The sequence below is a fragment of the Catenulispora pinisilvae genome, assembly GCF_015356865.1.
GTDB classification, from domain to species: Bacteria; Actinomycetota; Actinomycetes; order Streptomycetales; family Catenulisporaceae; genus Catenulispora; species Catenulispora pinisilvae.
Map to the genome: position 1 here is coordinate 25,834 of NZ_JAAFZA010000060.1, position 21,815 is coordinate 47,648.

Annotated in this window: 21 protein-coding genes and 1 tRNA gene; 14 read left to right on the plus strand and 8 right to left on the minus strand. The window is 69.9% G+C overall.

Annotation, left to right across the window (positions count from 1 at the left end; genetic code table 11):
* Positions 1-19: 19 nt before the first annotated feature.
* The 4 genes from IZR01_RS18605 to IZR01_RS18620 all read left to right on the plus strand — a co-directional run bounded on the left by IZR01_RS18605 (position 20) and on the right by IZR01_RS18620 (position 3,259).
* A complete protein-coding gene (locus IZR01_RS18605) occupies positions 20-1,651 on the plus strand; it encodes an ATP-binding protein (RefSeq protein ID WP_194893883.1) in 1,632 nt (543 codons plus the stop codon).
* A gap of 173 nt (positions 1,652-1,824) precedes the next feature.
* Positions 1,825-2,403: a hypothetical protein gene (locus IZR01_RS18610; RefSeq protein WP_194893884.1), complete on the plus strand. Its 579-nt coding sequence runs from the start codon at positions 1,825-1,827 to the stop codon at positions 2,401-2,403.
* A 181-nt stretch (positions 2,404-2,584) separates the two neighbouring features.
* Positions 2,585-2,869, plus strand: a complete 285-nt coding sequence (locus IZR01_RS18615) for a hypothetical protein (RefSeq protein WP_194893885.1) — start codon at positions 2,585-2,587, stop codon at positions 2,867-2,869.
* A 144-nt stretch (positions 2,870-3,013) separates the two neighbouring features.
* Positions 3,014-3,259, plus strand: a complete 246-nt coding sequence (locus tag IZR01_RS18620; protein WP_194893886.1) for a DUF2630 family protein — start codon at positions 3,014-3,016, stop codon at positions 3,257-3,259.
* Positions 3,260-3,347: 88 nt separating this feature from the next.
* Here the strand turns inward: IZR01_RS18620 and IZR01_RS18625 are convergent, their stop codons facing one another.
* Complete coding sequence (locus IZR01_RS18625; protein WP_194924552.1) at positions 3,348-5,918, minus strand: ABC transporter permease; 2,571 nt, start codon at positions 5,916-5,918, stop codon at positions 3,348-3,350.
* Between the two features lie 7 nt (positions 5,919-5,925).
* Positions 5,926-6,720, minus strand: coding sequence for an ABC transporter ATP-binding protein (locus IZR01_RS18630; RefSeq protein WP_194924553.1), 795 nt, complete (start codon positions 6,718-6,720; stop codon positions 5,926-5,928).
* A 329-nt stretch (positions 6,721-7,049) separates the two neighbouring features.
* On the opposite strand from IZR01_RS18630, the gene IZR01_RS18635 reads away from it, so the two are divergent.
* Together IZR01_RS18635 and IZR01_RS18640 are read left to right on the plus strand one after the other, a co-directional pair.
* Positions 7,050-7,454, plus strand: a complete 405-nt coding sequence (locus IZR01_RS18635; protein ID WP_194924554.1) for a hypothetical protein — start codon at positions 7,050-7,052, stop codon at positions 7,452-7,454.
* 130 nt (positions 7,455-7,584) lie between these two features.
* Positions 7,585-8,355, plus strand: coding sequence for a hypothetical protein (locus tag IZR01_RS18640; protein ID WP_194924555.1), 771 nt, complete (start codon positions 7,585-7,587; stop codon positions 8,353-8,355).
* Between the two features lie 454 nt (positions 8,356-8,809).
* Here the strand turns inward: IZR01_RS18640 and IZR01_RS18645 are convergent, their stop codons facing one another.
* The 3 genes from IZR01_RS18645 to IZR01_RS18655 form a co-directional block, all read right to left on the minus strand.
* Positions 8,810-9,301 carry a hypothetical protein gene (locus IZR01_RS18645; protein WP_194924556.1) on the minus strand — a complete coding sequence of 164 codons (492 nt, stop codon included), beginning with the start codon at positions 9,299-9,301 and terminating at the stop codon, positions 8,810-8,812.
* Between the two features lie 229 nt (positions 9,302-9,530).
* The gene (locus IZR01_RS18650) at positions 9,531-9,794 is read right to left on the minus strand and encodes a hypothetical protein (protein ID WP_194893892.1); all 264 of its coding nucleotides are present in this window, start codon (positions 9,792-9,794) and stop codon (positions 9,531-9,533) included.
* On the minus strand, positions 9,791-10,012 hold the full coding sequence (locus IZR01_RS18655; protein ID WP_194893893.1) for a hypothetical protein: 222 nt from the start codon (positions 10,010-10,012) through the stop codon (positions 9,791-9,793). The genes IZR01_RS18650 and IZR01_RS18655 overlap by 4 nt, the downstream gene beginning before the upstream one ends.
* A gap of 310 nt (positions 10,013-10,322) precedes the next feature.
* On the opposite strand from IZR01_RS18655, the gene IZR01_RS18660 reads away from it, so the two are divergent.
* The 6 genes from IZR01_RS18660 to IZR01_RS18685 all read left to right on the plus strand — a co-directional run bounded on the left by IZR01_RS18660 (position 10,323) and on the right by IZR01_RS18685 (position 14,442).
* Positions 10,323-11,078, plus strand: a complete 756-nt coding sequence (locus tag IZR01_RS18660; protein ID WP_194893894.1) for a GntR family transcriptional regulator — start codon at positions 10,323-10,325, stop codon at positions 11,076-11,078.
* Positions 11,075-12,028, plus strand: coding sequence for an ABC transporter substrate-binding protein (locus IZR01_RS18665; protein ID WP_194924557.1), 954 nt, complete (start codon positions 11,075-11,077; stop codon positions 12,026-12,028). The genes IZR01_RS18660 and IZR01_RS18665 overlap by 4 nt, the downstream gene beginning before the upstream one ends.
* 488 nt (positions 12,029-12,516) lie before the next feature.
* Positions 12,517-12,714 (plus strand): hypothetical protein, encoded by a 198-nt coding sequence (locus IZR01_RS18670; RefSeq protein WP_194924558.1) that lies wholly within the window; start codon positions 12,517-12,519, stop codon positions 12,712-12,714.
* Positions 12,698-13,210, plus strand: a complete 513-nt coding sequence (locus IZR01_RS18675; protein ID WP_194924559.1) for a DUF6879 family protein — start codon at positions 12,698-12,700, stop codon at positions 13,208-13,210. The genes IZR01_RS18670 and IZR01_RS18675 overlap by 17 nt, the downstream gene beginning before the upstream one ends.
* Positions 13,156-14,037, plus strand: coding sequence for a helix-turn-helix domain-containing protein (locus IZR01_RS18680; RefSeq protein ID WP_194924560.1), 882 nt, complete (start codon positions 13,156-13,158; stop codon positions 14,035-14,037). The genes IZR01_RS18675 and IZR01_RS18680 overlap by 55 nt, the downstream gene beginning before the upstream one ends.
* 93 nt (positions 14,038-14,130) lie before the next feature.
* A complete protein-coding gene (locus IZR01_RS18685; RefSeq protein WP_194924561.1) occupies positions 14,131-14,442 on the plus strand; it encodes a hypothetical protein in 312 nt (103 codons plus the stop codon).
* 222 nt (positions 14,443-14,664) lie between these two features.
* Here the strand turns inward: IZR01_RS18685 and IZR01_RS18690 are convergent.
* A tRNA-Thr gene (locus IZR01_RS18690) sits at positions 14,665-14,737 on the minus strand.
* A gap of 107 nt (positions 14,738-14,844) precedes the next feature.
* Here IZR01_RS18690 and IZR01_RS18695 point away from each other — a divergent pair.
* Positions 14,845-15,567, plus strand: coding sequence for a ribonuclease H family protein (locus IZR01_RS18695; RefSeq protein WP_194924562.1), 723 nt, complete (start codon positions 14,845-14,847; stop codon positions 15,565-15,567).
* 347 nt (positions 15,568-15,914) lie between these two features.
* Here IZR01_RS18695 and IZR01_RS18700 read toward each other — a convergent pair whose 3' ends face one another.
* Positions 15,915-20,312, minus strand: coding sequence for a type VII secretion EssC family protein (locus IZR01_RS18700; protein WP_194893901.1), 4,398 nt, complete (start codon positions 20,310-20,312; stop codon positions 15,915-15,917).
* 131 nt (positions 20,313-20,443) lie between these two features.
* Between IZR01_RS18700 and IZR01_RS18705 the strand changes: the two genes are divergently transcribed.
* Positions 20,444-21,172, plus strand: coding sequence for a prepilin peptidase (locus IZR01_RS18705; protein WP_194924563.1), 729 nt, complete (start codon positions 20,444-20,446; stop codon positions 21,170-21,172).
* A 118-nt stretch (positions 21,173-21,290) separates the two neighbouring features.
* On the opposite strand, the gene IZR01_RS18710 is transcribed toward IZR01_RS18705, so the two are convergent.
* Positions 21,291-21,815 (minus strand): copper chaperone PCu(A)C (locus IZR01_RS18710; protein WP_228559745.1); only part of this gene is annotated, 525 nt, incomplete at its 5' end.

The window sequence follows — 21,815 nt, forward strand, 5'->3', positions numbered from 1 at the left end:
GCTAAGGGGTCGAACACACATGGCGGGATCGGTGGGGTCGGAGAACCCCATCCAGCGCCTGGCCCGCGGCTTCCGTGACCACCCGATCACGGAGGCCGTCGGCCGTTACTCGAACAGCACCCGGCACGTGTCCAAGCGTGCCAAGGCGCGGGCGCTGGACATCGGGCACCCCGCGGTCGTGCTGGTCCGCGGGACCAAGCAGATGGCCGCGGACGCCAAGACGTACTGGACCGAGGCCGGCGGGCACGAGAAGCACAAGGAGTGGCGGGACCTGGTGGTCTTCGTCTTCGCCGTGTGCGCGGTGGCCGTGGGCTTCCAGCCGTACGGCGTGCTGCTGCTGATCGCGGTCTGGGCGGCCGGGGCCACCTACCTGGGCCGGGACCGCCCGGATCCGGGCAAGGACCCGGAGAGCGACGCGCACGTGGCCCGGCTCCAGTCGGCCTACAACGGCCTGGTGCCCTACCTGATGGACACCCACGACCCGGACGAGCGGTTCAAGCCCGGCGGCGGCTACCGCGACGGGTTCTCCGAATGGGAGTTCGACGACGCCGACCGGCTGGTGGCGCTCAAGCTCCAGTACTCCCCGTTCTTCAAGGACGGCGAGCACGACTCCCGGGCCAAGGTCGAGCGGGCCCTGGAGGGCAAGATCGGTCAGGCCAACGAGTACCTGTACGACTGGGACGAGGAGGGCAACAAGCTCTCCGTCCGGATCCTGCCGCCGCTGCCGATCGGGATCCCGGCCCAGCCCTGGAAGGTCGCCGAGATCGAGTACGTGCTCGGCTTCACCGACCCCACCTCGACCGCGCGCCTGATCCCGGTGCAGCTGGGCGCCGAGCCCGGCGGCGAGGTGCCGGTGGTGGAGCTGGCCCCGGTGGTCTGGCGGCACGGCCGCTTCGCCGCCGAACCGCACCTGCTGGTGGCCGGGGTGCTGGGCAGCGGCAAGTCCAACCTGCTGCGCTCGCTGGCGGCCCAGGCGATCGGCCACGGCCACCTGGTGACCGCGATCGACGCCGAGCACACCGGGCACTTCGAGGAGTTCTCCGGCCGCGATGGCGTGCTGCGGGTGGAGTCCGCGGCGCCGGCCGCGATGGACCTGCTGGACTGGGTGTCCGCGGAGTCCACCCGCCGGGCCGAACGGCTGCGCGACCTCGGGGACACCGAGGACACGCTGATCGCCGAGCTGGCCAAGCCGCTGTGGCTGTTCGTGGACGAGCTGGCCTCGCTCGGCGAGGCGGCGGGGCGGGCCGGACTGGCCGATCCGCAGGACCTGCTGGCCGACCTGATGCGGGCCGGCCGGACGACCGGCGTGACCGTGGTGCTGTCCTGCCGGGCCGAGCGCGTGTCCGAACTGCGGGCCACGGTCCGCAACCAGGCACACGCCCGCGTCGGACTGGGCCAGCTGCCGCCCGGGGCGTCCACGGCGTTGTTCGGCGGCACGCTGGAGATCGGCGGGCCGGCGGTGCTGCCCCCGGGCCGCGGGTTCGCCCGGGTCGGCGGCGGGCCGGTGGTGCGGTTGCAGGTGCCGGTCGCGGCGGACGTCACGGCGGCGCTGCCGGTGCTGGTGGGCGCGGTGTTGACCGGCGAGGACGGCGTGGACGGCGGGTTCGGTGAGCCCGGCGGGGCCGGTGGCGCCGGGCCGGACGCGTACTGACGGATCCACCGGGAACCCCTGGGATCCCTGAGGCGGGCGGCGCTGATGCGCCGCCCGTTTCGCTGCGGCGCGAGCCCCCGGATTTTCGGCGATCTCGCAGGTGAGGATCCTCACGCCAATAATTGTTCAAATTCGAACTGGAGGCCCTTCCGGCGTCGGTAGGGTTGGGCGGCATGAGTATCCCCAAGCAGGCCGCGATCGGCCTGGCGGCGACGGTGACGGCCCTGATAGTGACCGCCTGCTCGTCGAGCGGCTCCAGCGGTTCGGCCAAAGGATTCAGCACTGACTGGCCGCGCAACCCCGACCAGTCCTCGACCGCGCTGAAGGCCGGGCTGCCGATGCTCGGCAGCGAGATGCTCCAGGTCCACTACCACGCGCACCTGGACGTGATCGTCGACGGCAAGCCGGTCACCGTGCCGCAGTACGTCGGCATCGATGAGAACGCGCAGACCATCACCGCGCTGCACACCCACGACACCAGCGGCGTGATGCACATCGAGTCCGCCAAGGACACCCCCTTCAAGCTCGGGCAGTTCTTCACCGAGTGGGGCCAGCCGCTGACCGCCGCCCAGGTCGGACCGGTCGCGATCGGCGCCGGCCAGGCGCTGCACGTGATCGTGAACGGCAAGGAGGTCGCCGGCGACCCGGCGCAGTACGTGCTGAAGGCGCACGACGAGATCGCGGTCTGGATCGGCGCGAAGAGCCAGACCCCGCAGGTCCCGTCCGCCTACAACTTCCCGCCCGGCCTGTAGCAGAACCCGATGCCCGCCGGCACCGCGATTCGGCGGTATCTCAGAACTCTGTCCCGCATACCGGGTCGGCCCCTGGTCAGACAGGGTCCTGATCCGGTGTGACATTCAGCACTCGGCACAACGGGATAACGGAACACCGAACCTCTGTGCCGCGTGGGGTGCGATGCGCTACCTTTTAAGGGTGGCGATGTCTCAGGCGAGCGGTTCGACGGCGGGTCCGATGACCCCGCCGCGGCGCGTCGGCGTGCCGCCGCTGAACCTGGGCAACCAGGCCGTGGCGGACCGGCTCGACCGGCATTTCGCGGCGATGGTGGACGCGCCGGCCGTGCGTGACGACGACAACGCCACCGAGGCCTTGGCGACCATGATCGCGGTCCTGCCCCGGACCGGCGGGGCCCGGCGCTCGGAGCGGGCGCTGTGGCTGCGCGCGCCGTTCCGTCGGCTGAAGCGGCTGATCGGGCTCTAGACCGCGCTTTCCCCAGGCCGGCGCTCGGCGTCGGCCTCTTTGCTGCGCGCTTGTCCACTGCCCCCTCTTCGCCGTCGGCCTGCTCGCTGCCCGCGTGGATCACGAAGAACTGCGCCGCATCGCGCGGCGGCATACGGTGGTCCCATGGCTGACACCACCAACGACGCCGGCATCGGCGCGCGCATCAAAGAGCTTGTCGATCAGGAGCATCACCTGCGGTCGCACCCGAATCCCACGCCCGATGACCTGACCGCCCTCAAGGCCGCCGAGGTCGAGCTGGACCAGTGCTGGGACCTGCTGCGGCAGCGCCGGGCCAAGCAGGAGACCGGCGAGAACCCGGGCGAGGCCAAGGCCCGCGCGGTCGGCGAGGTCGAGGGGTACTTGCAGTAAGCGGCTCCCAGAACACTTAGCGGCCCTGCGCACTGAGTGCGCAGGGCCGCTTGTCCCCCGATGCCCCCGTAGCCGGGCGGCTCCCCTCCTAGGCTTCCGTAATCGCTGTAGCGACCGTCTGCCGTGCCGCCCGGCGAGCCGGGACGACCGCGGCCAGAACGCCCGCGAGGGCGCCGGCCAGGACGTAGATCAGCAGCTGCGCGTAGGGGATCGCCAGGCTGCCGACGCCGGTGGCCTTGGCCACCAGGTGCACCAGGGCCCAGCCGAAGCCGCCGCCCATCACGATGCCCAGGCTCACCCCGAGCACCGCCATCAGCATCGCCTCGACCATCAGCATCCGGCGCAGCTGCGCTCTGGTCAGGCCCAGCGCGCGCAGCAGGGCGCTTTCGCGGGTGCGCTCCAGGACCGACAGGGACAGGGTGTTCGCGATGCCGATCAGCGCGATCAGGATCGCCAGGCCCAGCATCGCGGTGAACATCGCCAGGATCTGGTTCAGGCTGGTGTTCAGCTGGTTCTTGTAGTCCGCGACGCTGTTCACGGTCAGCAGCGGGTCGTCGGCGACCGCGGCCTCGATCGCCGCCCGGGACGCCGCCAGCGTGACCCCGGACTCGGCCAGCACGCTGACCGTGTCCGGGCCCTGTGACGGGTCCAGGTGCTGGAAGTCGGCGACCGAGATCGTCGTCTCCGGCATCCCGATGCCGCTGTCCTGGTAGCTGGCCACGACCTTCAGCGTCAGGGCCGGACCGCCGTTCGGCCCGGTGGCCGTGACCGTCTGCCCGATGGCCGTGTGCAGGGAGGTGAGCTGGCTGTCCTGCAACGCCACGGTGCCCGGGACCACGTCGCTGATCGAGCCCTGCTTCATGATCGGGTTGATCAGCGTGTGGTAGCCGGCGGCGTCGATGGCGCCGGCCCGCTCGGAGCTCCCGTTCAGGGTGATCTTGCCGTCGTACTCGGCCGCGACCGTGCCCAGCTCGGGCAGGGCCTTGAGCTTGGCGACGGTGTCCGCCGGGACGGACCGGTCGGGCTCGGAGACCACCTGGTAGTCGAACGGGAAGTGCTCCTTGATGGAGTCCGTGGCGGAGGCCTTGATGGAGGCGGTGACCACGGTGAACATCGTCACCAGGGTGATGCCGATGGTGAGCGCGGCGGTGGTGGCGGCCACCCGGCGCGGGTTGCGGCCGGCGTTCGCCGTGGCCAGCCGCGCCGTCGGCCCGAACGCCTTGCCGGGAAGCCAGCCCAGGACCCGGATCACGGGCGAGGCGATCACCGGGCCCAGGGCCAGCACGCCGATGAAGGTGACCATGGCGCCGAGGGTGAGGACCATGAACCCCCGGCTCCGGTCCTGGGTCTGCATCCCGGCGTAGCCGACCGCGATGCCGGCCAGCGCCAGCAGCAGGCCGATGCCGACGCGCACCCGCCCGGCCTTGCGGGTCACCCGGGTCTCACCGAGCTGCGCCGACAGCGCCTGTACCGGGGCGACGCGGGTGGCGGCGCGGGCCGGGAGCACCGCGGAACCGACCGTCAGCAGCAGACCCAGGCCGATCGAGTACAGCGCGGCGCTCGGATCGATGACCAGGTGGTCGGTCGGCATGTTCAACCCGGCCGCGTTGAGCAGCGCGGACAGGCCCATGGACAGACCGATACCGGCGAAGAACCCGGCGGCCGAGGCGAGCGCGCCGAAGACGAACGCTTCGATCAGGGTGCTGCCGAACACCTGGCGGCGGGTGGCCCCGACGCAGCGCAGCAGCGCTAGTTCCCGGGCTCGTTGCGCCACCAGGATCTGGAAGGTGTTCTGGATGACTAGTGCCGACACCAGCGCCGCGATAATGGCGAAGACGAGCAGAAACGTGCCGAAGCCGCTGGTGTAGCCGGTCGCTTTGCTGGCCAGCTCCGTGGTCAGCTGCGCGCCGGTGTAGAACGTGTCGCCGCTGCCGTCCAGCACCGGCAGGTCCTTGAGCTCGGTGACCAGATGATCCTGGCTGACCCCGGACTTGGCGCGCACCGCGATCTGGTCGTAGCCGGCGCTGCCGGTGACCCGCAGCGCGGTCGGGGTGTCGAAGCCGACGACCGTCTCGCCGGCGTAGGTCTTGTCGGTGCTGGTGTCGAAGATGCCGACCAGGTGGAAGCTCTCCGGCTGGTCGCCGTGGTCGATCACGGTCACCGCGTCGCCGAGCGCGAAGTGCCGGTCCTCGGCGGTGGCCTGGTCCATCGCGATCTCGCCGGTGGCGGTCGGGGCGTGGCCGGAGGAGAGGTCGAAGTAGCCGAGCTTGGCGTCGGTCGGGAACGCGACGCCGACCCCGGTGTTGCCGTTCTCCTTGACCACCTTGCCGGTCTTGTCCAGCACCGGCGCCGGACCCAGCACCCGGCCCTCGGCCGAGGCGACGTCCGGCAGGTTGCGGACCGCGTCCAGGGCGGCCGGGTTGACCGTCTTCTTATCCTGCTGGTTCTCAATGCTCGACACCTGTAGACCGCCGGCCGGGGTGACGGCCGCGTCGACGTTCTTGGCCTGCCGGGCGAAGCTGTCGAAGAAGGACTCCTTGATGGAGGCGGTGAAGATCAGCGTGCCGGCCACGAAGCCGACACCGAGCAGCACGGTGATCGAGGACAGGAGCATGCGGGCTTTGTGCGCCCGCAGATTCGCCAGTGCCGTCTTGAACATCGCCTCGTCACTCCCCGGCCGCGACGCGGTCCGGCCGGATCATGCGCAGCTGCGCGGTCACCGAGTCCGGGGTCGGGGACGCCACGTCGCCGCGCATGATGCCGTCGGCCAGGAACACCACGCGGTCGGCGGCGCAGGCCGCGGTGGTGTCGTGGGTGACCATCACGACGGTCTGGCCCAGCTCGTGCACGCTCATCCGCAGGAACGCCAGCACCTCGGCGCCGGACCGGGAGTCCAGGTTGCCGGTCGGCTCGTCGGCGAACACCACCTCCGGACGGCTCATCAGGGCCCGCGCACAGGCCACGCGCTGCTGCTGGCCGCCGGAAAGCTCGCCGGGCCGGTGCTTGAGCCGCCCGCCGAGGTCCAAGACCCCGATCACCTGGTCCCACCACTGCTTCGGCGGCTTCAGGCCGGCCAGGTCCAGCGGCAGCAGGATGTTCTGCTCGGCGGTCAGGGTGGGCAGCAGGTTGAAGGACTGGAAGATGAAGCCGATCCGGCGCCGCCGCAGCAGGGTCAGGGCCTTGTCGTTCAGCTTCGTCAGCTCCACGCCGCCGATCTGCACCGAGCCGGCGGTGGCGGTGTCCAGCCCGGCCAGACAGTGCATCAGCGTGGACTTGCCGGACCCGGACGGGCCCATGATCGCGGTGAACTCCCCCTGGCCGAAGCCGACGGTGACGCCGTCCAGCGCGCGGACCGCGGTGGCGCCGGAGCCGTAGGTCTTGACGAGATCACGGGCGAGGACCGCGTAACCGCTCGACGCGGACTCTGAGCCTTCTCGAAACGTTCGGGTGATGGCGGACATGGAACCCCTCCGGAAAACCTGGTGGCTGTCGCTGGCTGTGGTGGTGTGAGGGGCCGGACCGCGATGTGGGCGGGCGGTTCCGAGCCCAAGGAAACCGTAGGTAGCAAGGGGGGTCCCGGTCGTCGGCCGAGGGGCTGGTCTCCGAGTAGTCGCCGGGCGGTGATCCACGGCCCCGCGTACGACTCGAGACGGGCGGGTGGGTGCGACTGAAGTCGCAGGCGCGGGCCGGCGACGGCCACTCATCCGGGTGATCCCGACAATGAACCCGCTGCTCACGTCCCTCACCCGGGCTTACGCTCGACTCCGCTGCCGAGGAGGCGGGAGGAACGATGCGACGGTGTCAGCATTCCTGCGGTTGCGCAGGGAACCCCCTCGGGCGCGACCCCGACAGTGGCCTGCTGTTGTGCGCGGCGTGCCTGGGCCGGTCGATCCTCGGCACCGACTGCTCCCGGGCCCGCAAGTACTTAGGGCACGTCCCGGTGCGGTTCGTGAACGCCGCCTGGACCGAACCCCCGCCGCTGCGCAACGGAGACCGGTCGGGCGTCCCGGACGGCTTCGACGTGTTCCTGACGGTCCGCACCGGTCTGGAGGTGGCGACGTGGGACTTCCTGCCGGTGGCCCGAATGCGGGCCGGGCTGGCCACCAATCCGCAGCGGCCGCCGAAGGACCCGCCGCCGGGGCCGCTGCCCCCGCCCGCACCACGCCCGGTGCAGCCCAGTCCGCCGCGGCGGTGAGGCGGAGCAGGAGTAGGCGCAGGAGTCGAAGCAGGAGCCGGAACCGGACATCGGACATCGGACATCTGGCCGACCGAGCCCGGGACGGCTAGCCTGACGTGCGTCAAGGCTCTCATTCACAGGGGTGGAAGTGACGAGCGGATCGGGCGGGCGTCGGACCGGCGAGGGCTGGCACCGCGGCCGCTTCGCCGAGAACGCCAAACCCCTGGCCGCCATCCTGACCGGGATCGCCGCCCTGCTCACCGCGATCGCCGGCATGATCACCCTGCTGCGCTCGGACCCGGCCGGGAACCCGGCCTCGGCGGCGACGACCGTACTGACCGTCCAGGACACCCCGGCCGCCGGCGGCGGACCGGACGGGGCACCCGCCACGTCGGCTCCGCCCTCCACACCGGCCCCGACCACGCCGGACAGCAACTCACCGGCGCCCACGCCCACGCCGTCACCGACACCGCCTCCGCCGATCACCACCCCGCCGCCGACCAGCAGCGCACCACCGCCACGCCCGACGACTCCCCCGCCGCCGGACCCGCAGTGGCAGGGCGCCGTCCAGGTCGGCTCACTCGGCGACTCACTGGCCACCGTCCCACCCAGCCCGGACCAATCCGGCGACCCCGACATCAGCGCCAGCTTCGACGGCACCTTCTTCGCCAGCCTCGGCGCCACGCAGTGGCCCGGCCCGGCCACGCCGACCCCCGACGCCTGCGCCACGCTGCTGCTGGCCCAGAACTCGACGCACGTGACGGCCGTCCCCGGCGCCGTGTACTGCCTCCGGGTGGCGCACAGCGCTTTCAACCCGGGGCGGCAGTACGCGGTGGTGCAGGTGCTGAGCCAGGGGCGGGATGCGACGAACTTTCCCTACATCCGGATTCAGGCCACGGTCTGGCCGGACCAGGGGTAGGCCGCAGCCCTACCCCGCGACCGGCTCCCGGAGCAGCGGTGTGAAGCTCCGCCGCTGGTCAGCGCTACCTACAGAGAGCCGCCGAGAGAAATGGGGATGATCATAGCGTCAGGGGCTGTCCTGGGCCGCTCGACCTGAAGCGCCGTCGCGCTGGCCCAAGTACACGCTGGAACGCATCCAGGCCACTATCGACGTCGGCAACGCTCAGACCAAGGGCCAGCTCGACCTGCTGATGTTGTGCCATACGCACAGCGAGCAGCTGGCCGACGAACGAGAGCGGCGCGGAGCGGCGGAGCTGAAGAAACGCGACGTGCAGTTGGACAAGCTCGAATCGAGCCAGGCGGCCACGAACCGGCGCGCGTGGTTCCTGGCCGGCGGTGCGTCTGCGCTGGGTATCGCGGCCAACGTCGGCGTGCAGCTGCTGTTCGTGCACCACTGCCCTATTAGCCCGGCGTCAGCTGGCAGCCAGCGTCATATTGAAGCCGCTGGCGACATCGGCCGGCGTGAACGTCTGCGTGCCGCGGTGGCTGATCGTGACGGTGTAGGTGGTGGCCGCGGCGACGTTCGTACTGAACGCGAACTGGCAGCCGCCACCACCGAACGTGCCGGCCGCGAGACTCGTGACGGCCAGGGTCTTGCCGGTCTGGTCGCCGATGGTGACGGCGACTCCGGCGCTGATGTCCTGGTAACCGCCGCTGCCGGAGCAGGTGGTGCCGACGCTGCTGTAGCCGCCGTCCGGCAGCGTGAGGGTGCCGTGGACGGCGGTGGTCGCGGAGCTGCTGGCGGTGGTCGCGGAGCTGCTGGCGCTGCTGCTCGTGTGGCTGACGTAGCCGGCGCCGAAGCCGACGCCGAGCGCGACAACAGCGGTCGCCGCCAGGACTGCGGTGCCGAAACTGCGCCGCGGCGTGTCGGTCACGGTCGGTGGCTGCGCGATGTCCGTATCCATGTTTCCCCCTGGTGCCCGATTCAGTGCGCTGAGAGTACGCGTGGAGCCGGGTTTCCGGAAGCGCACTGGCCTGGACACGCCAGCGCCCGACCGCATCGCGACCGGACGCCATTGATCCCCCTTGAGCGCGGTTCGCTATCGCGGTGTCATCAGCTTCCGGAGCCGGCGGGGGTCTCAGGTGCAGGCCACGCTGGCGATGATGAATGCGCGAAACCGATCTCGATATGCCTCACACCAGTACTGCCGAGGGCACGACGCCCTGTCTCCAGCCGGAGTCGGGCTGCTCCCACGGTCGCAGCGGGTGTGGCATCTCGTGCCCGAACTCGTCGACCGGGCGGCTGGCGGCCGGCGCGATCTGGTCGGTGTTCCAGCGCTCGTCGCCGAGGCCGGCCAGCCGCCACGTGCCGTCGGCGGCGCGGCCGAGTAGGACGCCGTCACAGCCGCGTGCGGGGTCGTGGACGACGGCGTCTGGGTGCGGTGTCCAGGCGCTCACGTTCCCTCCTTGTAGACGGGCGTGAGGGTGTAGTAGGAAAACCCGCCAGGTCCACCGGGGTCCGGCTCGGACCAGACGAGGCCCTGCGGCGAGCGGTGGTCGCCGACGCCGCCGGCGCGCTGCGCGATCATCGCGGCCTCGTCGGCGTTGACTTGCTGGCCGCCGGGGTGGCCGTTGCGCTGCCGTAGCCGGTAGGCGGGTGTGCGCTCGTCTTTCACGGCTGGCGTACCAGGTAGGTGACCTGGTCGGCAGGCACGGACCATTCGAGGCCGCCGTTGACTGGCCGGAGCCAAACGCTGCCGGGCTTGTCGGGGGCGCATAGGTGCGGAGGTACCGGCGGTGGCATGACCTCGCCGACACGGCCTTGAGCATCACGGGCGAGGCGTCGGCCCGAGGTGGTGATGTCCTGTCTGGGCTGCATTACGGCTCTCCGCTCACCCCAACTTGAGTACCCAAGTCGGAACGGTATTCCCACACTGCGAAGCCGGTCAAGAACCTGGATAACCAAGTGGCGCTATCGTGGCCAGCATGAGCACCGTGTCGTCTCGACGAGAACGGATCGCGGCCGACCTGCGCGCAGCCATCCTCGACGGTCGCTACGGGCCCGGGGACGCACTGCCGTCAGCAAGCGAGCTGTGCGCGCGTTACAGCACAAGCCGTGTCACTGTTCGCCGCGCGCTGGAGACGCTGCACGCTGACGGTCTCATCGACATGAGACAGGGTGCTGTGCCGCGCGTGCGGACCGAACCATCGGTACGTATCGCAATCGTCGCGGCGGATTGGCGTCGCCACCGTGACGTCGGCCGCCCCGGGTTCGATGCGACGGTCGCAGAGCACGGCATCATCGGCCGCCAGGAGATACTGGACGTGCAGGACCGGGTAGCCGCGCCGGGCCACATCGCGGCGGAGCTCCATCTCGACGACGGCGACGCCGTGGTGATGCGACTGGTCCGCATGTTCGCCGACGAGCAGCCGGTTCGCATGGCCCGCAGCTGGTTCCCCGCCGGTTGGGCGTCCGGTACGGCTTTGACCGAACGGAGACGGATCCGCGGCAGCGCCGCCCGCCTCGTCGAGGAGCTGCGAGGCCCACTCGCCACATCCTGGATCGACCTAAAAGGCAGGAACGCCAGCGACAAGGAACGAGAGATCCTGAGATTGGCCCGCGGCGTGACCGTGGTCCACACCACGACCACCTTCGAAGACCGGTACGGCAATCCGGTGTACGTGCAGGAGGAGATCTCCGACGCCAGCCGGCACAGCTGGCGCTTCCGGGTAGAACTGTGATCCGCGCCGGGGCCTGTCTGTCGTTGACGGGCCGGTTCGCGCCGTTCGGGACTCAGGCAGCGAACGGGCTGCGGTTGTGGGCGGCCGAGGCTGGCGCGGAGCTGGTGGTGGTCGACGACGAAAGCGAGCCGACGGTGCTCGAAGCGCGGCTGCCGGAGCTCGCCGCGAACGTGGACCTGCTTTTCGGGCCGTACTCCACCATCCTGGCGCGGGCGGCCGCCGCGTTCGCGCAGCGCCGTGGATTGCTGCTGTTCAACCACGGCGGCAGCGGCGGACGGTTGAACATCCCCGGTTGCGTAGTGAACATCCTGACCCCCGCCGATCGATACGCGTCTCCGTTCGTAGCGCACCTGGCCAAGTCCTGCTCGGGGCGGTTGTTCACGTACTGCGAGATCGGACAGTTCGGCCGCCAGGTGACCGCCGGCGCCGGACGGGATGCGCGCGCAGTTGGAATCGCCATCGATCAGCTCGACTTCGACGCGCCACCGGACGGCGAATGGGACCTGCTGTCGGCCGGGGTGTATGAGGACGACGTCGCGGTGGTGAACCGGGCACGCGCGCTGCCGAACCCGCCGCGGCTGGTGTGCAGCGTCGCCGCCGGAGTCGCCTCGTTCGCCGACGACGTCGACAATGCCGAGGGCGTGTTCGGGGTCGGGCAGTGGACGCCGGGCGCGGTCGGCGTGGTGGAGGCCGGCATGGACGAGCGCGAGTTCCTGCGCGTGTGGGAAGAGCGGTTCGGCGGGGTGCCGGACTATCCGGGGGTGCAGGCGTACGCGGCCGGGGTGATCGCCGCTGCGGCTGGCCCGGGCCCGCACTGGGACACGGTCGCCGCGCTCGACCTGACGACCGTGTTCGGCCGGTTCCGCATTGACGCCGCCATCGGTGAGCAGACGGGCCATACGGCCGTGCTCACCCGTTGGCGCGACGGCCGGTCTCTGATCGCCCGGTAACGGAGCCGTTCCCGGCGCTGATGTCATCGGCGCCGCGTCTGCTGGCCGTAGCGACCTGCACCAACGAGCGATCTTCGTGGGGCCCTCTGACCCGCTTCCGCAGCTCAAGCTACAGAAACCAAGGTCAGAGAGCCCACATTTCGGGAGCCGCTGAGGGGACTCGAACCCCTAACCGCCTGGTATGTCTGGGGCTTGTCGCCCGGTTCCCAGCGTTCCGACGCTGATCGGTCTGACCAGCGTTCACCACAACGCCCCGCATCGGAACCATGGACGCACGTCCGGACCCTTCGGACCCGTTCGGGTGACGAAATGTGTACGACGCCAGCGCACGAGCCCCCGGCCCGACCGGGGGCTTTGTGCTGTCCGGAGACTCCAGTCAGGAACGTGCATAGAGATCTATGCGGGAACGTGACTTGTCGTTGACCGGCTCTGAGGAGCGCGCCTAGCCTCACCAGTGGTGATCGATCCGCTACGAGCCAGGAGGAAGCGTGAAGCTGACCAAACTCTCAGGGCCGGACTGCGACAACGACGACTGCGCGGCGGTCTTCATCAGCGACCGGAAAACGATCGTCGTGCAGGGTGACGGCGTGAGCCACGCTGACGGACTCCGTCTCGGCGTAGGAGAGCAGGCAGTCGAGATCTCAGCGGACTTGCTGCGGGAGGCGCTTAATGCGCTTGGCGGGTGAAGCCTGGAAGGCCTATGCGAGGAACTTCGAGCGGTCGGCGTTCCGTCTGGAAGTCCAGCCGACGTACACCATGCCCGCCGAGCAAGACAGCGTGCGCCGGTTCCTGGCGGGCGAGCCTGTACCCGAAGGCCACAACTCCGAATGGCACGCGACGGTGCGGGCCAACATCGCAGCGGGCAAGACCATGCAGCGAGTGCGGGTCGTACGCCGGCCTCTAACGGACTACCAGCATTACGGCTTCGCCTGGTCTGTTCCGGGGAACGTCGCAGCCGGGGAAGACATCCGGATCTTGGACCTGACCGGGAGCCCGTTGCCCTCGCTCCCCACGTTCGACTTCTGGCTCTACGACGAGAAGACCGTGGCGCGCCTGGACTACCACATGGATGGTACGCAGATCGGCCGTGAGCTGGTCGAAGACGCCGACCTCACGCAGTACCTCGAATGGCGAGACTACGCACTGAAGCACTCCGTTCCGTTCTTGGAGTACTCGAACTGATCGAGCCCGAGGAGCAAGAGCAACAGCGAGCCGACCTAGCCGCAGCCCTCAAAGAGTTGCGGCTAGCTTCTGGCTTGTCCGGGGAACGCCTGGCAGTGCGGACCGGGATGAGTCAGACGAAGATCAGCCGGATTGAAACCGGCCGGACTCTACCGTCCGTGTTCGACGTACAGGCCATTGTCAGGGCGCTTGAAGTCCCCAAGCACGAAGCCGACGAGCTATTGATGTTGGCACGGTCCGCCAACACAGAGTTCCATGACGTTCGTTCGTCACGTCGCCGTGGTCTTGAGCACCGACAGCGGGAGTTGGCGAAGCTCGAACAGGACTCGCACGAAATCAGATTCTTCCTGCCGACCATGCTGACCGGGCTGTTGCACACGCCCGAATACGCCCGAGCCAGCATGACGAATCCGCAGGCGGCAGCCATTGCGAAGCGGCTTGAACGCCAAAGCATCCTCTACGACCGTGAGAAGCGCTTCACGTTCCTGATGACAGAGAGCGCCATACGCTGGCCGATCCTGGGTGTCGAAGGAATGGCCGTTCAGACTGACCACCTGGCATCTATCGCCAACCTCACTAGCGTCCGCATCGGGGTGATCCCAGCAACGCCGGTTGTACGACTGCCATCCCTGCTAAGCGTCTTCGTCCTGTATGACGAGCGGCTTGCTACCGCCGAGACATACGGCGGACTCGTCGTGATGCGCGACCCACGCGACGTGGAAATTCACCTCGAACGGTTCCGGCTGTTCGAGCGACACGCGTTGTGGGGTACGGACGCCACCGGCCTTCTGGCCTCGATCGCAGCGGAGTTCCGCGCTCGCGCCTGAGCAATCCATGCCAGTACGTGACTTGCCCTTCTAATGCCCTGACCTGTGCAGTTACGGTCTAAAAGATCTGAGGCGCGTAGAGGGGAACAGGCCGTGAGGACGACAAGCCACACAATCACCGCCGTAGAGCCGATGGCCGGTCCGGCAGAGCCCGGCCGCTACTTCGTCGCCAACCAGCGGTGCGTGCCGGTGGCCACGCTCAAGCCCGGCCAGTGGGTGCACCTGGACCCGGACTCGGCCTGGCACGAGGTGGCGAAGGTGGGACGGCCCTACGACGCTCCGGTGCCGGGGACGGCCGCCAAACAGTGGCGCAAGTTCGTCACGGTGGAGTTCGTCAGCATCCCCGATCAGACGTTTCTTGCCAGCTCGAAGCTGTGGACGCGCAACGACGAGGAAGGCAACTAGGAGAAGCTAGAGACACGCATGTCGTTCCCGAGTAATCAGACCAAGACGGCCCCGGCGCTCGTCCCCGAGGGCGCGTTCGTCTTCCGTGATCACGTGGGATGGGTTCTGGTCGAACGGTCGGCTCCGCGCTCGCTTTCAGCCCGCGTGGTGATGAAATGTGAACGACGAAGGACGCCGACGAAGCGGTGTGACGTTCCACCGCTGGTCAGACTATCTACAGAGAGCCGCTGAGGGGACTCGAACCCCTAACCGCCTGTTTACAAGACAGGTGCGCTGCCAATTGCGCCACAGCGGCCGGACCGGGCGATCGGCGGGCCGATCTGATCCGTCGCCATGGTACCCAACGCGGCGGGTGTTGCCCCAGTCCGTTTCTCCGGGCCGCCCGTCTGCCACCATGGAGTGATGTCCAGCACCCAGAAGCGTCTCATCGCCGCCTGTGACGGCGCCACCAAAGGCAACCCCGGACCCTCGGCCTGGGCCTGGGTCCTGGCCGACGCGGAGGGGACCGTGCTGCGGTGGCGGTCCGGGCCGCTGGGGCACGCGACCAACAACATCGCCGAGCTGACCGCGCTGCGCGAGCTGCTGGTGGAGGTCGGGCCGGGGGCGCGGGTGGAGGCCCGGCTGGATTCGCAGTACACGATCAACGCGGTGACCAAGTGGCTGCCGTCCTGGAAGAAGAACGGCTGGATGACCGCGGGGAAGAAGCCGGTGGCCAACGCCGACCTGATCCGCGAGATCGACGCCCTGTTGGGGGCTCGGGACGTGGTGTTCGTGCATGTGGCCGCGCACCAGGTGAACGGCGATCCCTACAACGACCTCGCCGACCGGGCCGCGAGCGCCACGGCGGTCAGCCAGAAGGCCATAGAGGGAACGGACGCCTCGCAGGTTCCCGGGACCCCGGATCGGCCCGCCCGGAGCGGCAGAGCGGGCTCTGGGGGCGGCGGAGGCGGCACGGCGAGCAGCGCGAAGACCGCCGGCGGCGACACCGCTGCGACGAAGCAGGGGAAGGCCTTCACCATCCAGGCGAAGTTCGCGGGTACCTGCTCCTGCGGTAAGGGCTACGACGCCGGCGAGAAGATCACGAAGCTCGGCAGCGGACGCTGGGGACACCCGGCCTGCGCCTGACCGACCTGGCGTAACCAACCAAGCCAGCCCAACCAGCCCAACCAACAAACCCCCTGCACAAAAAGCGCCGACGGCGGCCCGGGCCGAAGCCCAGACCGCCGTCGGCGTTCGCACATCGCGCTCAGCATCAGCACCTCGCGCAAAGCATCGCGCATCGCGCACCTCGCGCTCAGCGCATCACGCTCAGCATCAGCACCGCGCACGCCTCGCGCTCAGCGCATCAGCACCTCGCGCTCAGCACATCGCGCTCAACATCAGCGCCGCGCACGCCTCGCGCTCAGCGCATCAGCACCTCGCGCTCAGCGCATCACGCTCAACATCAGCGCGCCCCGCGCTCAGCACCCACCTCAATCCGTAGGCACCTGCACCGTCCGCAGCTCCCCGTCCCCGAGGTGCAGCAGCGCCCGGCCGGCCTGCACCTGGCCGCCGACCTGGCTGCGGCTGAGCCGCACGCCGATCAGGTCGCCGTCCATCGGCGACTGCGGCGAGAGCAGCGCGCCGCGCCGGCTCTTGCGGGCGTCGACGTGCCAGCCGCTGAAGCCGCTGTTCAGGTCCTCGGCGCTGCCGGCCACGATCAGCCCCTGGGCCCGGTCGCCGCCGAGGTTGATGATGTCCCGCAGCACCGGGCCGCACGGCGCGTCCTTCAGCATCTCGCCGTCGTCGATCAGGACGCAGACCGGGTGGCCGCTGCCCGCGTCCAGCGCCGCGCGCAGGTCCTCCTCGCTGATGTCCGAGTTCTCGAAGACCGCGAGCACCCCGCGCTCGCCGGCCAGCTTGCGCAGCGCCGAGTTGCGCGGGGAGATCAGCACCACCTGCGAGCCCTGCACCACCAGGGTGCGGGCCATGGTGTGCAGCATCGTCGAGCGGCCGGACTTCGGGGGGCCGGCGATCACGAACGCCGGCACGCCGTCGGCCAGGTCGGGACCGGCCCCGATGAGCTCGTCGCCGCCGACGCCGGCCAGCGCCCACAGCGGACGGCCCTGCGAGACCTCGTCCCGCAGCTCCCAGGCCTCGGCCAGGGAGATCCGGTTCGGCAGCACGTCCACCCGGAACGGGCGGCGCGAGCGCGGGATCTGCGCGTCGCGGGCCTTGGCCTGCTCGGCGATCGCGGCCAGCGCCGCGGCCTGGGCCTGCCCCGCGCCGTCCGGGGTCAGCATCGCGACCTGGGTCTCCAGCCCGGTCTCGGCCCGGAACGCGCGCCCGGTGGCGATCTCGTCCGGGAGCTTGCGCGGCTGAAGACCCATCAGACCGAAGTCCTGCTTGTCCGGCAGCCGGAACGACAGCTTGTCCTCGGTGAGCGAGGCGATGCGGCCGCTGAGCACCTGGCGGTCGCCGGTGATGACCATGTGCACGCCGACCCCCTGGCCCTCGCGCATGATCCGCTGGATCTCATCGGTCAGCGTGCCGCCGTCGATCTCGCCCAGCGAGCCCAGGAAACCGTCCCAGCGGTCCAGGAACACCACGATGTGCGGCAGCTTCTGATCCGCCGGCACCGACATCCGCTGCTCGATGATCCCGGCGAAGCCCTGCGCCGAGAGCCGCTCCTGGCGGTTGGCGATCTCCTGGTTCAACCGGGAGATCAACCGCGTCGCCCGCTCGGACTGCTGACGCTGCACCACCGCACCACAGTGCGGCAACGCCGTCAGCGGCAACAGCGCACCGGAGCCACAGTCGATCCCGTAGATGTGCACATCAGCGGTCGACTGCGTCAACGCGATCGCACCGGCCATCGTCCGCAGCACCTGGGAGCGCCCCGACCGAGGCGCACCGGCGATGAGCATGTGCCCCAGCGAACCGAAGTCCAGCACCGCCGCCCGCCGCGCCTGCAACGACGGTAGGTCGTCGATACCCCACGGCACCGGCGCCAGGTCGTGACCGCCATGGCGACGCACCGGCGGCACATCCGACAGCAACACCGTGTCCTGCAACGCCGGCAGCCAAGGCGAGTGCTGCGGCGGGATCTGCATCGCGGTGTTCGCCTCGCGGATCGCGTCGACCAGCACCTTCAGGTCCGTGATCTCCGCGTCGTCCTCGGCCTTGGGCCCCTCGGGCTTCTTCGGCGGCGCGGCCGCCAGCCCCGGCCAGTCCAGCCGAGTGCTCCACACCGAGGCCTGCGACACCACGTTGGCTCCGGGGCGGCGGCCACCGACGCGGCCGGCCTGGAACGGCACCAGCGAGTTGGCGCCCAGCCGCACATAGGCACGACCAGGCGTCGACTTGGAGATGAACCCGGCCGAGGGGTCGTCGATGACGTCCGTCGACTCGGCCCCGTCGGTCACCCGCAGCGCGATCCGAAGGTTGGTGTTGGCCCGGATCTCCGGCGACACCACACCCGACGGACGCTGCGTGGCCAGCAGCAAGTGAATACCCAGAGACCGACCACGCTGAGCGATGTTCACCAGACCCGTGACGAAGTCCGGCAGCTCCCGCACCATCGACGCGAACTCGTCGATCACGATCAGCAACCGCGGCATCGGGTCCAGCTGCGTGTTCTTCTTCCGGATGTCGCCGTAGTCCTCGACGTCCTTGGCACCGGCCTGCGCCAGGATGTGCTCCCGGCGCTTCAGCTCCGCGCCCAACGACTCCAGCGCGCGCTCCACCAGGTGGTTGTCCAGGTCGGTGACCATACCCACCGTGTGCGGCAACTGCACACAGTCCTTGAACGCCGAACCGCCCTTGTAGTCCACGAGCACGAACGTCATCGCCGTCGGCTTGTTCGCCACCGCCAACGTGGCCACGATCGACTGCAACAGCTCAGACTTACCAGCACCAGTAGTACCGGCGATCAGACCGTGCGGACCATCCCGACGGATGTCGATCCCGAACGGCCCGTCGAACGACTCACCCAGCATCGCCATCGTCGTCTCGCCGCCCATCGTCCACCGGGCGGCGATCGCCTGACTGGTCGGCGGCTCCAGACCCAGCACGTCGAGCAGCCGCGACGAGTTCGGGATGCCCGAGGCCTCCTCGTTGCCGGAGACGTCGCGCACCGCGGCCAGACCGCGCACCAGGCGCTGGCACCACACCGGCGAAACGGCGTCCGGGCGGACGCCGCGCAGCATGTCCTGGCCGACCTGCTGCACCCGCAGACCCTGCGGCTCGACGACCACGATCGCCTGGCACTCGCCGGGCAGGAAGCGGTCCTCGGCGTCCAGGCAGATCGCGCGGATGCCGACCATCGGGCCCTGCTGCAGGATCTGGATCACGCCGGGCATCGAACGCAGCCGGCGCGAGCCGTCCAGGATCACCACGATGTCCGGGTCCTTGAACGCCACCTGGTCGGTGGGGCTGCCGGACTTGGCCATCTGCTCCTTGAGCCGGAAGGTCAGCTGCTGGGTGACCTCGGCGATGCGCTGGGCGACCGTCTCGGCGTCGGTGCCGATCAGCGCCGTCGCGTTCTGCCCGGAGGCCGGCCGCAGGTGCGGCAGCCAGCGCATCCACTCCCAGTCCTGCTGCGCGTGGGAGTCGGTGAGCAGCACGAACTGCACGTCGTCCGGGCTGGACAGGGCCGCGGTCTGGGCCACCATCCAGCGGGCCAGGGCCCGCGGGGTGCCGGCCGGGCCGGCCACGCCGATCACGCCGCGCTCCTTCAGCGGGATGATCACCGGGGCCTCCGGGACGGTCCAGGCGACGTTGCGCCGGTGCTCGTCCTGCTCCGGGTCTTCCAGCATCACCTCGGAGTCCTGGTCCAGGGTTCCGACGCGGAGGAGCAGGTGGTCCGCGTCGCGGCGGCGGCGCTCCCACAGCCGCTGGCGCGGGCCGATGCCGATGTCCAGCAGGGTCGCCGGGTCCGGGCTCTCCTGGCGCCGCGCGTTGCGCTCCAGGGCCAGGGCCTCACGGGCGTCCTGCTCGATGCGCGCCTTCTTCGCCTCGTACTCGGCGACCCGCTGGGCGAAGCTGCTCTTGCCGGACTTCTTGTCCTGCCAGAAGTTGCCCATCATCATCACGGGCGACATCGCCGCCATCATCAGGTACTCCGGCCGCCCCAGCATGACCGCCATGACCACCGACATCAGCAGCGGAGCGACCAGCATCACGATCGGGAACGGCCGCTTGTGCTCCTCGGTCACCGGAGTGGGCAGCTTGAACCGGGTCTGGCGCTCCGGCGGCAGGATCCGCGGCGGCCGGTTGTAGTCCAGGAACGCGCCGTCCTCGGACGGGGTCAGGGCCGCGTCCGGCGGCGTGAAGTAGCCGACCTCCAGGATCGTGGTGCCGATCACGACCTGCATCCCCGGCTTCCACTCGGCCTCCCCGACCAGTGGCTGCTTCTCCAGGGTCGCGGCCACGCCCTCGTACGGGGCCACGCGGATCACACCTCGGACGTCCAGGCTGACCCGCAGCGCGAAGTCCGGTATGCCGGGATCGTCGATCTTGACACGGTTACGCCGGGAACGACCGATGTCGGCGTAACCGGGATTTATTCGATGCACCCCGCCGGCGTCCGGGCCGCCGGCTACCCGGACCTCGACCGTTCCGTAGGGCTCCGCGGGCAGACAGCCCGAGGGATTGTGGAGTGAGACCACCGAGCCCTCGCGCAATGGCGAGGAAGCCAATGTGTGGCGCTGATCCACTAGATCGCCGTCCACGAACAGGAGGGGCGGTGACCCCGGGTTGGCCCCTTGCGCCCCCAGCATTCGACCCAACTGGTCCGCGACCTGTGGGATCGATGACTCCCCGTCCGCGTCCAGCAGTGCGTCCATCCAGGCGCCCTGGACAGGATCCACCACCGTCAACGTCATACGCATGACTCGGAAGTCTACGGCCAGCGGCGTCAGGGGATAAGGTCCGCCCTGACAAGCGCGGATCCCCATCGGGGAACCCCCTACTTGCGCGTGCCGAACACGACCCGCTCACGGCAGGCTGAACAGGAGCCCGGATGGACGTCGCAGTGGTGACCGCCCTGGTCGGAGCGCTGTGCGGGCCGGCTCTGGCCCGCGGCGCCTATCAGATGTCGGTCGACGCCGGGACGCCCGCGCGGCAGCGCTGCGGCCGCTGCGGCGAGCGGCTGCCGGCCGGCTGGGCCCGGTTCGCGCTGTGGACCGGCCGGTGCGGACACTGCCGGGACGCCCTCGGACCGCGGATCTGGCTGGTGGCGATCGCGGCGGCGGTCGCCGGTTTCGCGGTCGGGCAGCGGCTGGGGAACGACCCGGTGGTGCTGACGTTCCTGGTGTTCGCCTTCGGTGGCGTGCTCCTGGCGTTCATCGACCTGGCGGTGCGCCGGCTGCCGGACCAGCTGACCGCGCCGCTGGCGGTGCTGGGCCTGGTCGGCCTGGGCACCGCGGCCTATCTGAACCGGGACATGACCCCGGTGCTCAGAGGTCTGATAGGAGTGGCACTGGCCGGCGGGCTCTTCCTGGCGCTGGCCCTGGTCCGGCCGGACGGCGAGGGGATGGGGCTCGGCGATGCCAAGCTGGCCGCCGTGCTCGGGCTGTTCCTGGGCTACCTGGGCTGGGGCGACCTGATGCTGGGGATCTTCGCGGGAACGGCCGCGGCGTCGGTGTTCGGGCTGGTCATGCTGCGCACCGGCCGGATGGACCGGAAGTCGGCGCTGACTTACGGGCCGTTCCTGCTGGTCGGGGCACTGGTCGCGGTGCTGATCGGCTGAGCCGACTAAGCGGGCCGAGCGGGCCGAGCGGGCCGAGCGGACTGACCTCGCCGAGCCGACTCCGGCCGCCCACCGAAACCCCGGTGAGCGGCCGGACGTCCAGGTGGCCCGGCGCCGATCAGCTTGAGCTGGACGGCTGGAACTGCTGGTAGATACCGGTGTTCGCCTCGGTCGAGGCGGCCACCGAGATGGTCGCGCCGCCGGCGAAGCTCAGCGCCACCGGCGAGATGTGCCCGGCCACCGAGGTGGAGTCGGTCAGCACCATCTTCGGGCCGGAGGGCGCGGCCAGGTTCAGCGCCGAGTGCGGGGCCAGGGCCAGGCCGGGGCTGGCCACGGACACCGACTTGCCGTCGACGGTGACGCCGGACAGCGTGGCCGGGTCGTCGCCGTTGTTGACCACGGTCCCGGTCACCTGGGCGGCGTTGGTGGCCGGGTCCACGACCACGACCATGTTCAGGGCCTGGACGTCGCCACTGGTGCCGGTGGCGAAGTTCGGCTGGATCTGCAGGGTCGCCGCGCCGTCGCCGGCTGCGCAGCCGGTCGAGACCGCTGCGGTGCCGGCGAAAGCGGCGATGACGAGGCCCATCTTGCACAGCGTCGCGGAGCGACCCCTCAACGGGTGGCGGTGGGTGGCGGGCGGGAG

Excerpts from the sequence above, each read along its gene's own strand:
- IZR01_RS18605 (WP_194893883.1), top strand. The coding sequence starts at position 20 with ATGGCGGGATCGGTGGGGTCGGAGAACCCCATCCAGCGCCTGGCCCGC.
- IZR01_RS18610 (WP_194893884.1), top strand. The coding sequence starts at position 1,825 with ATGAGTATCCCCAAGCAGGCCGCGATCGGCCTGGCGGCGACGGTGACG.
- IZR01_RS18620 (WP_194893886.1), top strand. The coding sequence starts at position 3,014 with ATGGCTGACACCACCAACGACGCCGGCATCGGCGCGCGCATCAAAGAG.
- IZR01_RS18625 (WP_194924552.1), bottom strand. The coding sequence starts at position 5,918 with ATGTTCAAGACGGCACTGGCGAATCTGCGGGCGCACAAAGCCCGCATG.
- IZR01_RS18630 (WP_194924553.1), bottom strand. The coding sequence starts at position 6,720 with ATGTCCGCCATCACCCGAACGTTTCGAGAAGGCTCAGAGTCCGCGTCG.
- IZR01_RS18635 (WP_194924554.1), top strand. The coding sequence starts at position 7,050 with ATGCGACGGTGTCAGCATTCCTGCGGTTGCGCAGGGAACCCCCTCGGG.
- IZR01_RS18645 (WP_194924556.1), bottom strand. The coding sequence starts at position 9,301 with ATGGATACGGACATCGCGCAGCCACCGACCGTGACCGACACGCCGCGG.
- IZR01_RS18660 (WP_194893894.1), top strand. The coding sequence starts at position 10,323 with ATGAGCACCGTGTCGTCTCGACGAGAACGGATCGCGGCCGACCTGCGC.
- IZR01_RS18675 (WP_194924559.1), top strand. The coding sequence starts at position 12,698 with ATGCGCTTGGCGGGTGAAGCCTGGAAGGCCTATGCGAGGAACTTCGAG.
- IZR01_RS18680 (WP_194924560.1), top strand. The coding sequence starts at position 13,156 with ATGGCGAGACTACGCACTGAAGCACTCCGTTCCGTTCTTGGAGTACTC.
- IZR01_RS18695 (WP_194924562.1), top strand. The coding sequence starts at position 14,845 with ATGTCCAGCACCCAGAAGCGTCTCATCGCCGCCTGTGACGGCGCCACC.
- IZR01_RS18700 (WP_194893901.1), bottom strand. The coding sequence starts at position 20,312 with ATGCGTATGACGTTGACGGTGGTGGATCCTGTCCAGGGCGCCTGGATG.
- IZR01_RS18705 (WP_194924563.1), top strand. The coding sequence starts at position 20,444 with ATGGACGTCGCAGTGGTGACCGCCCTGGTCGGAGCGCTGTGCGGGCCG.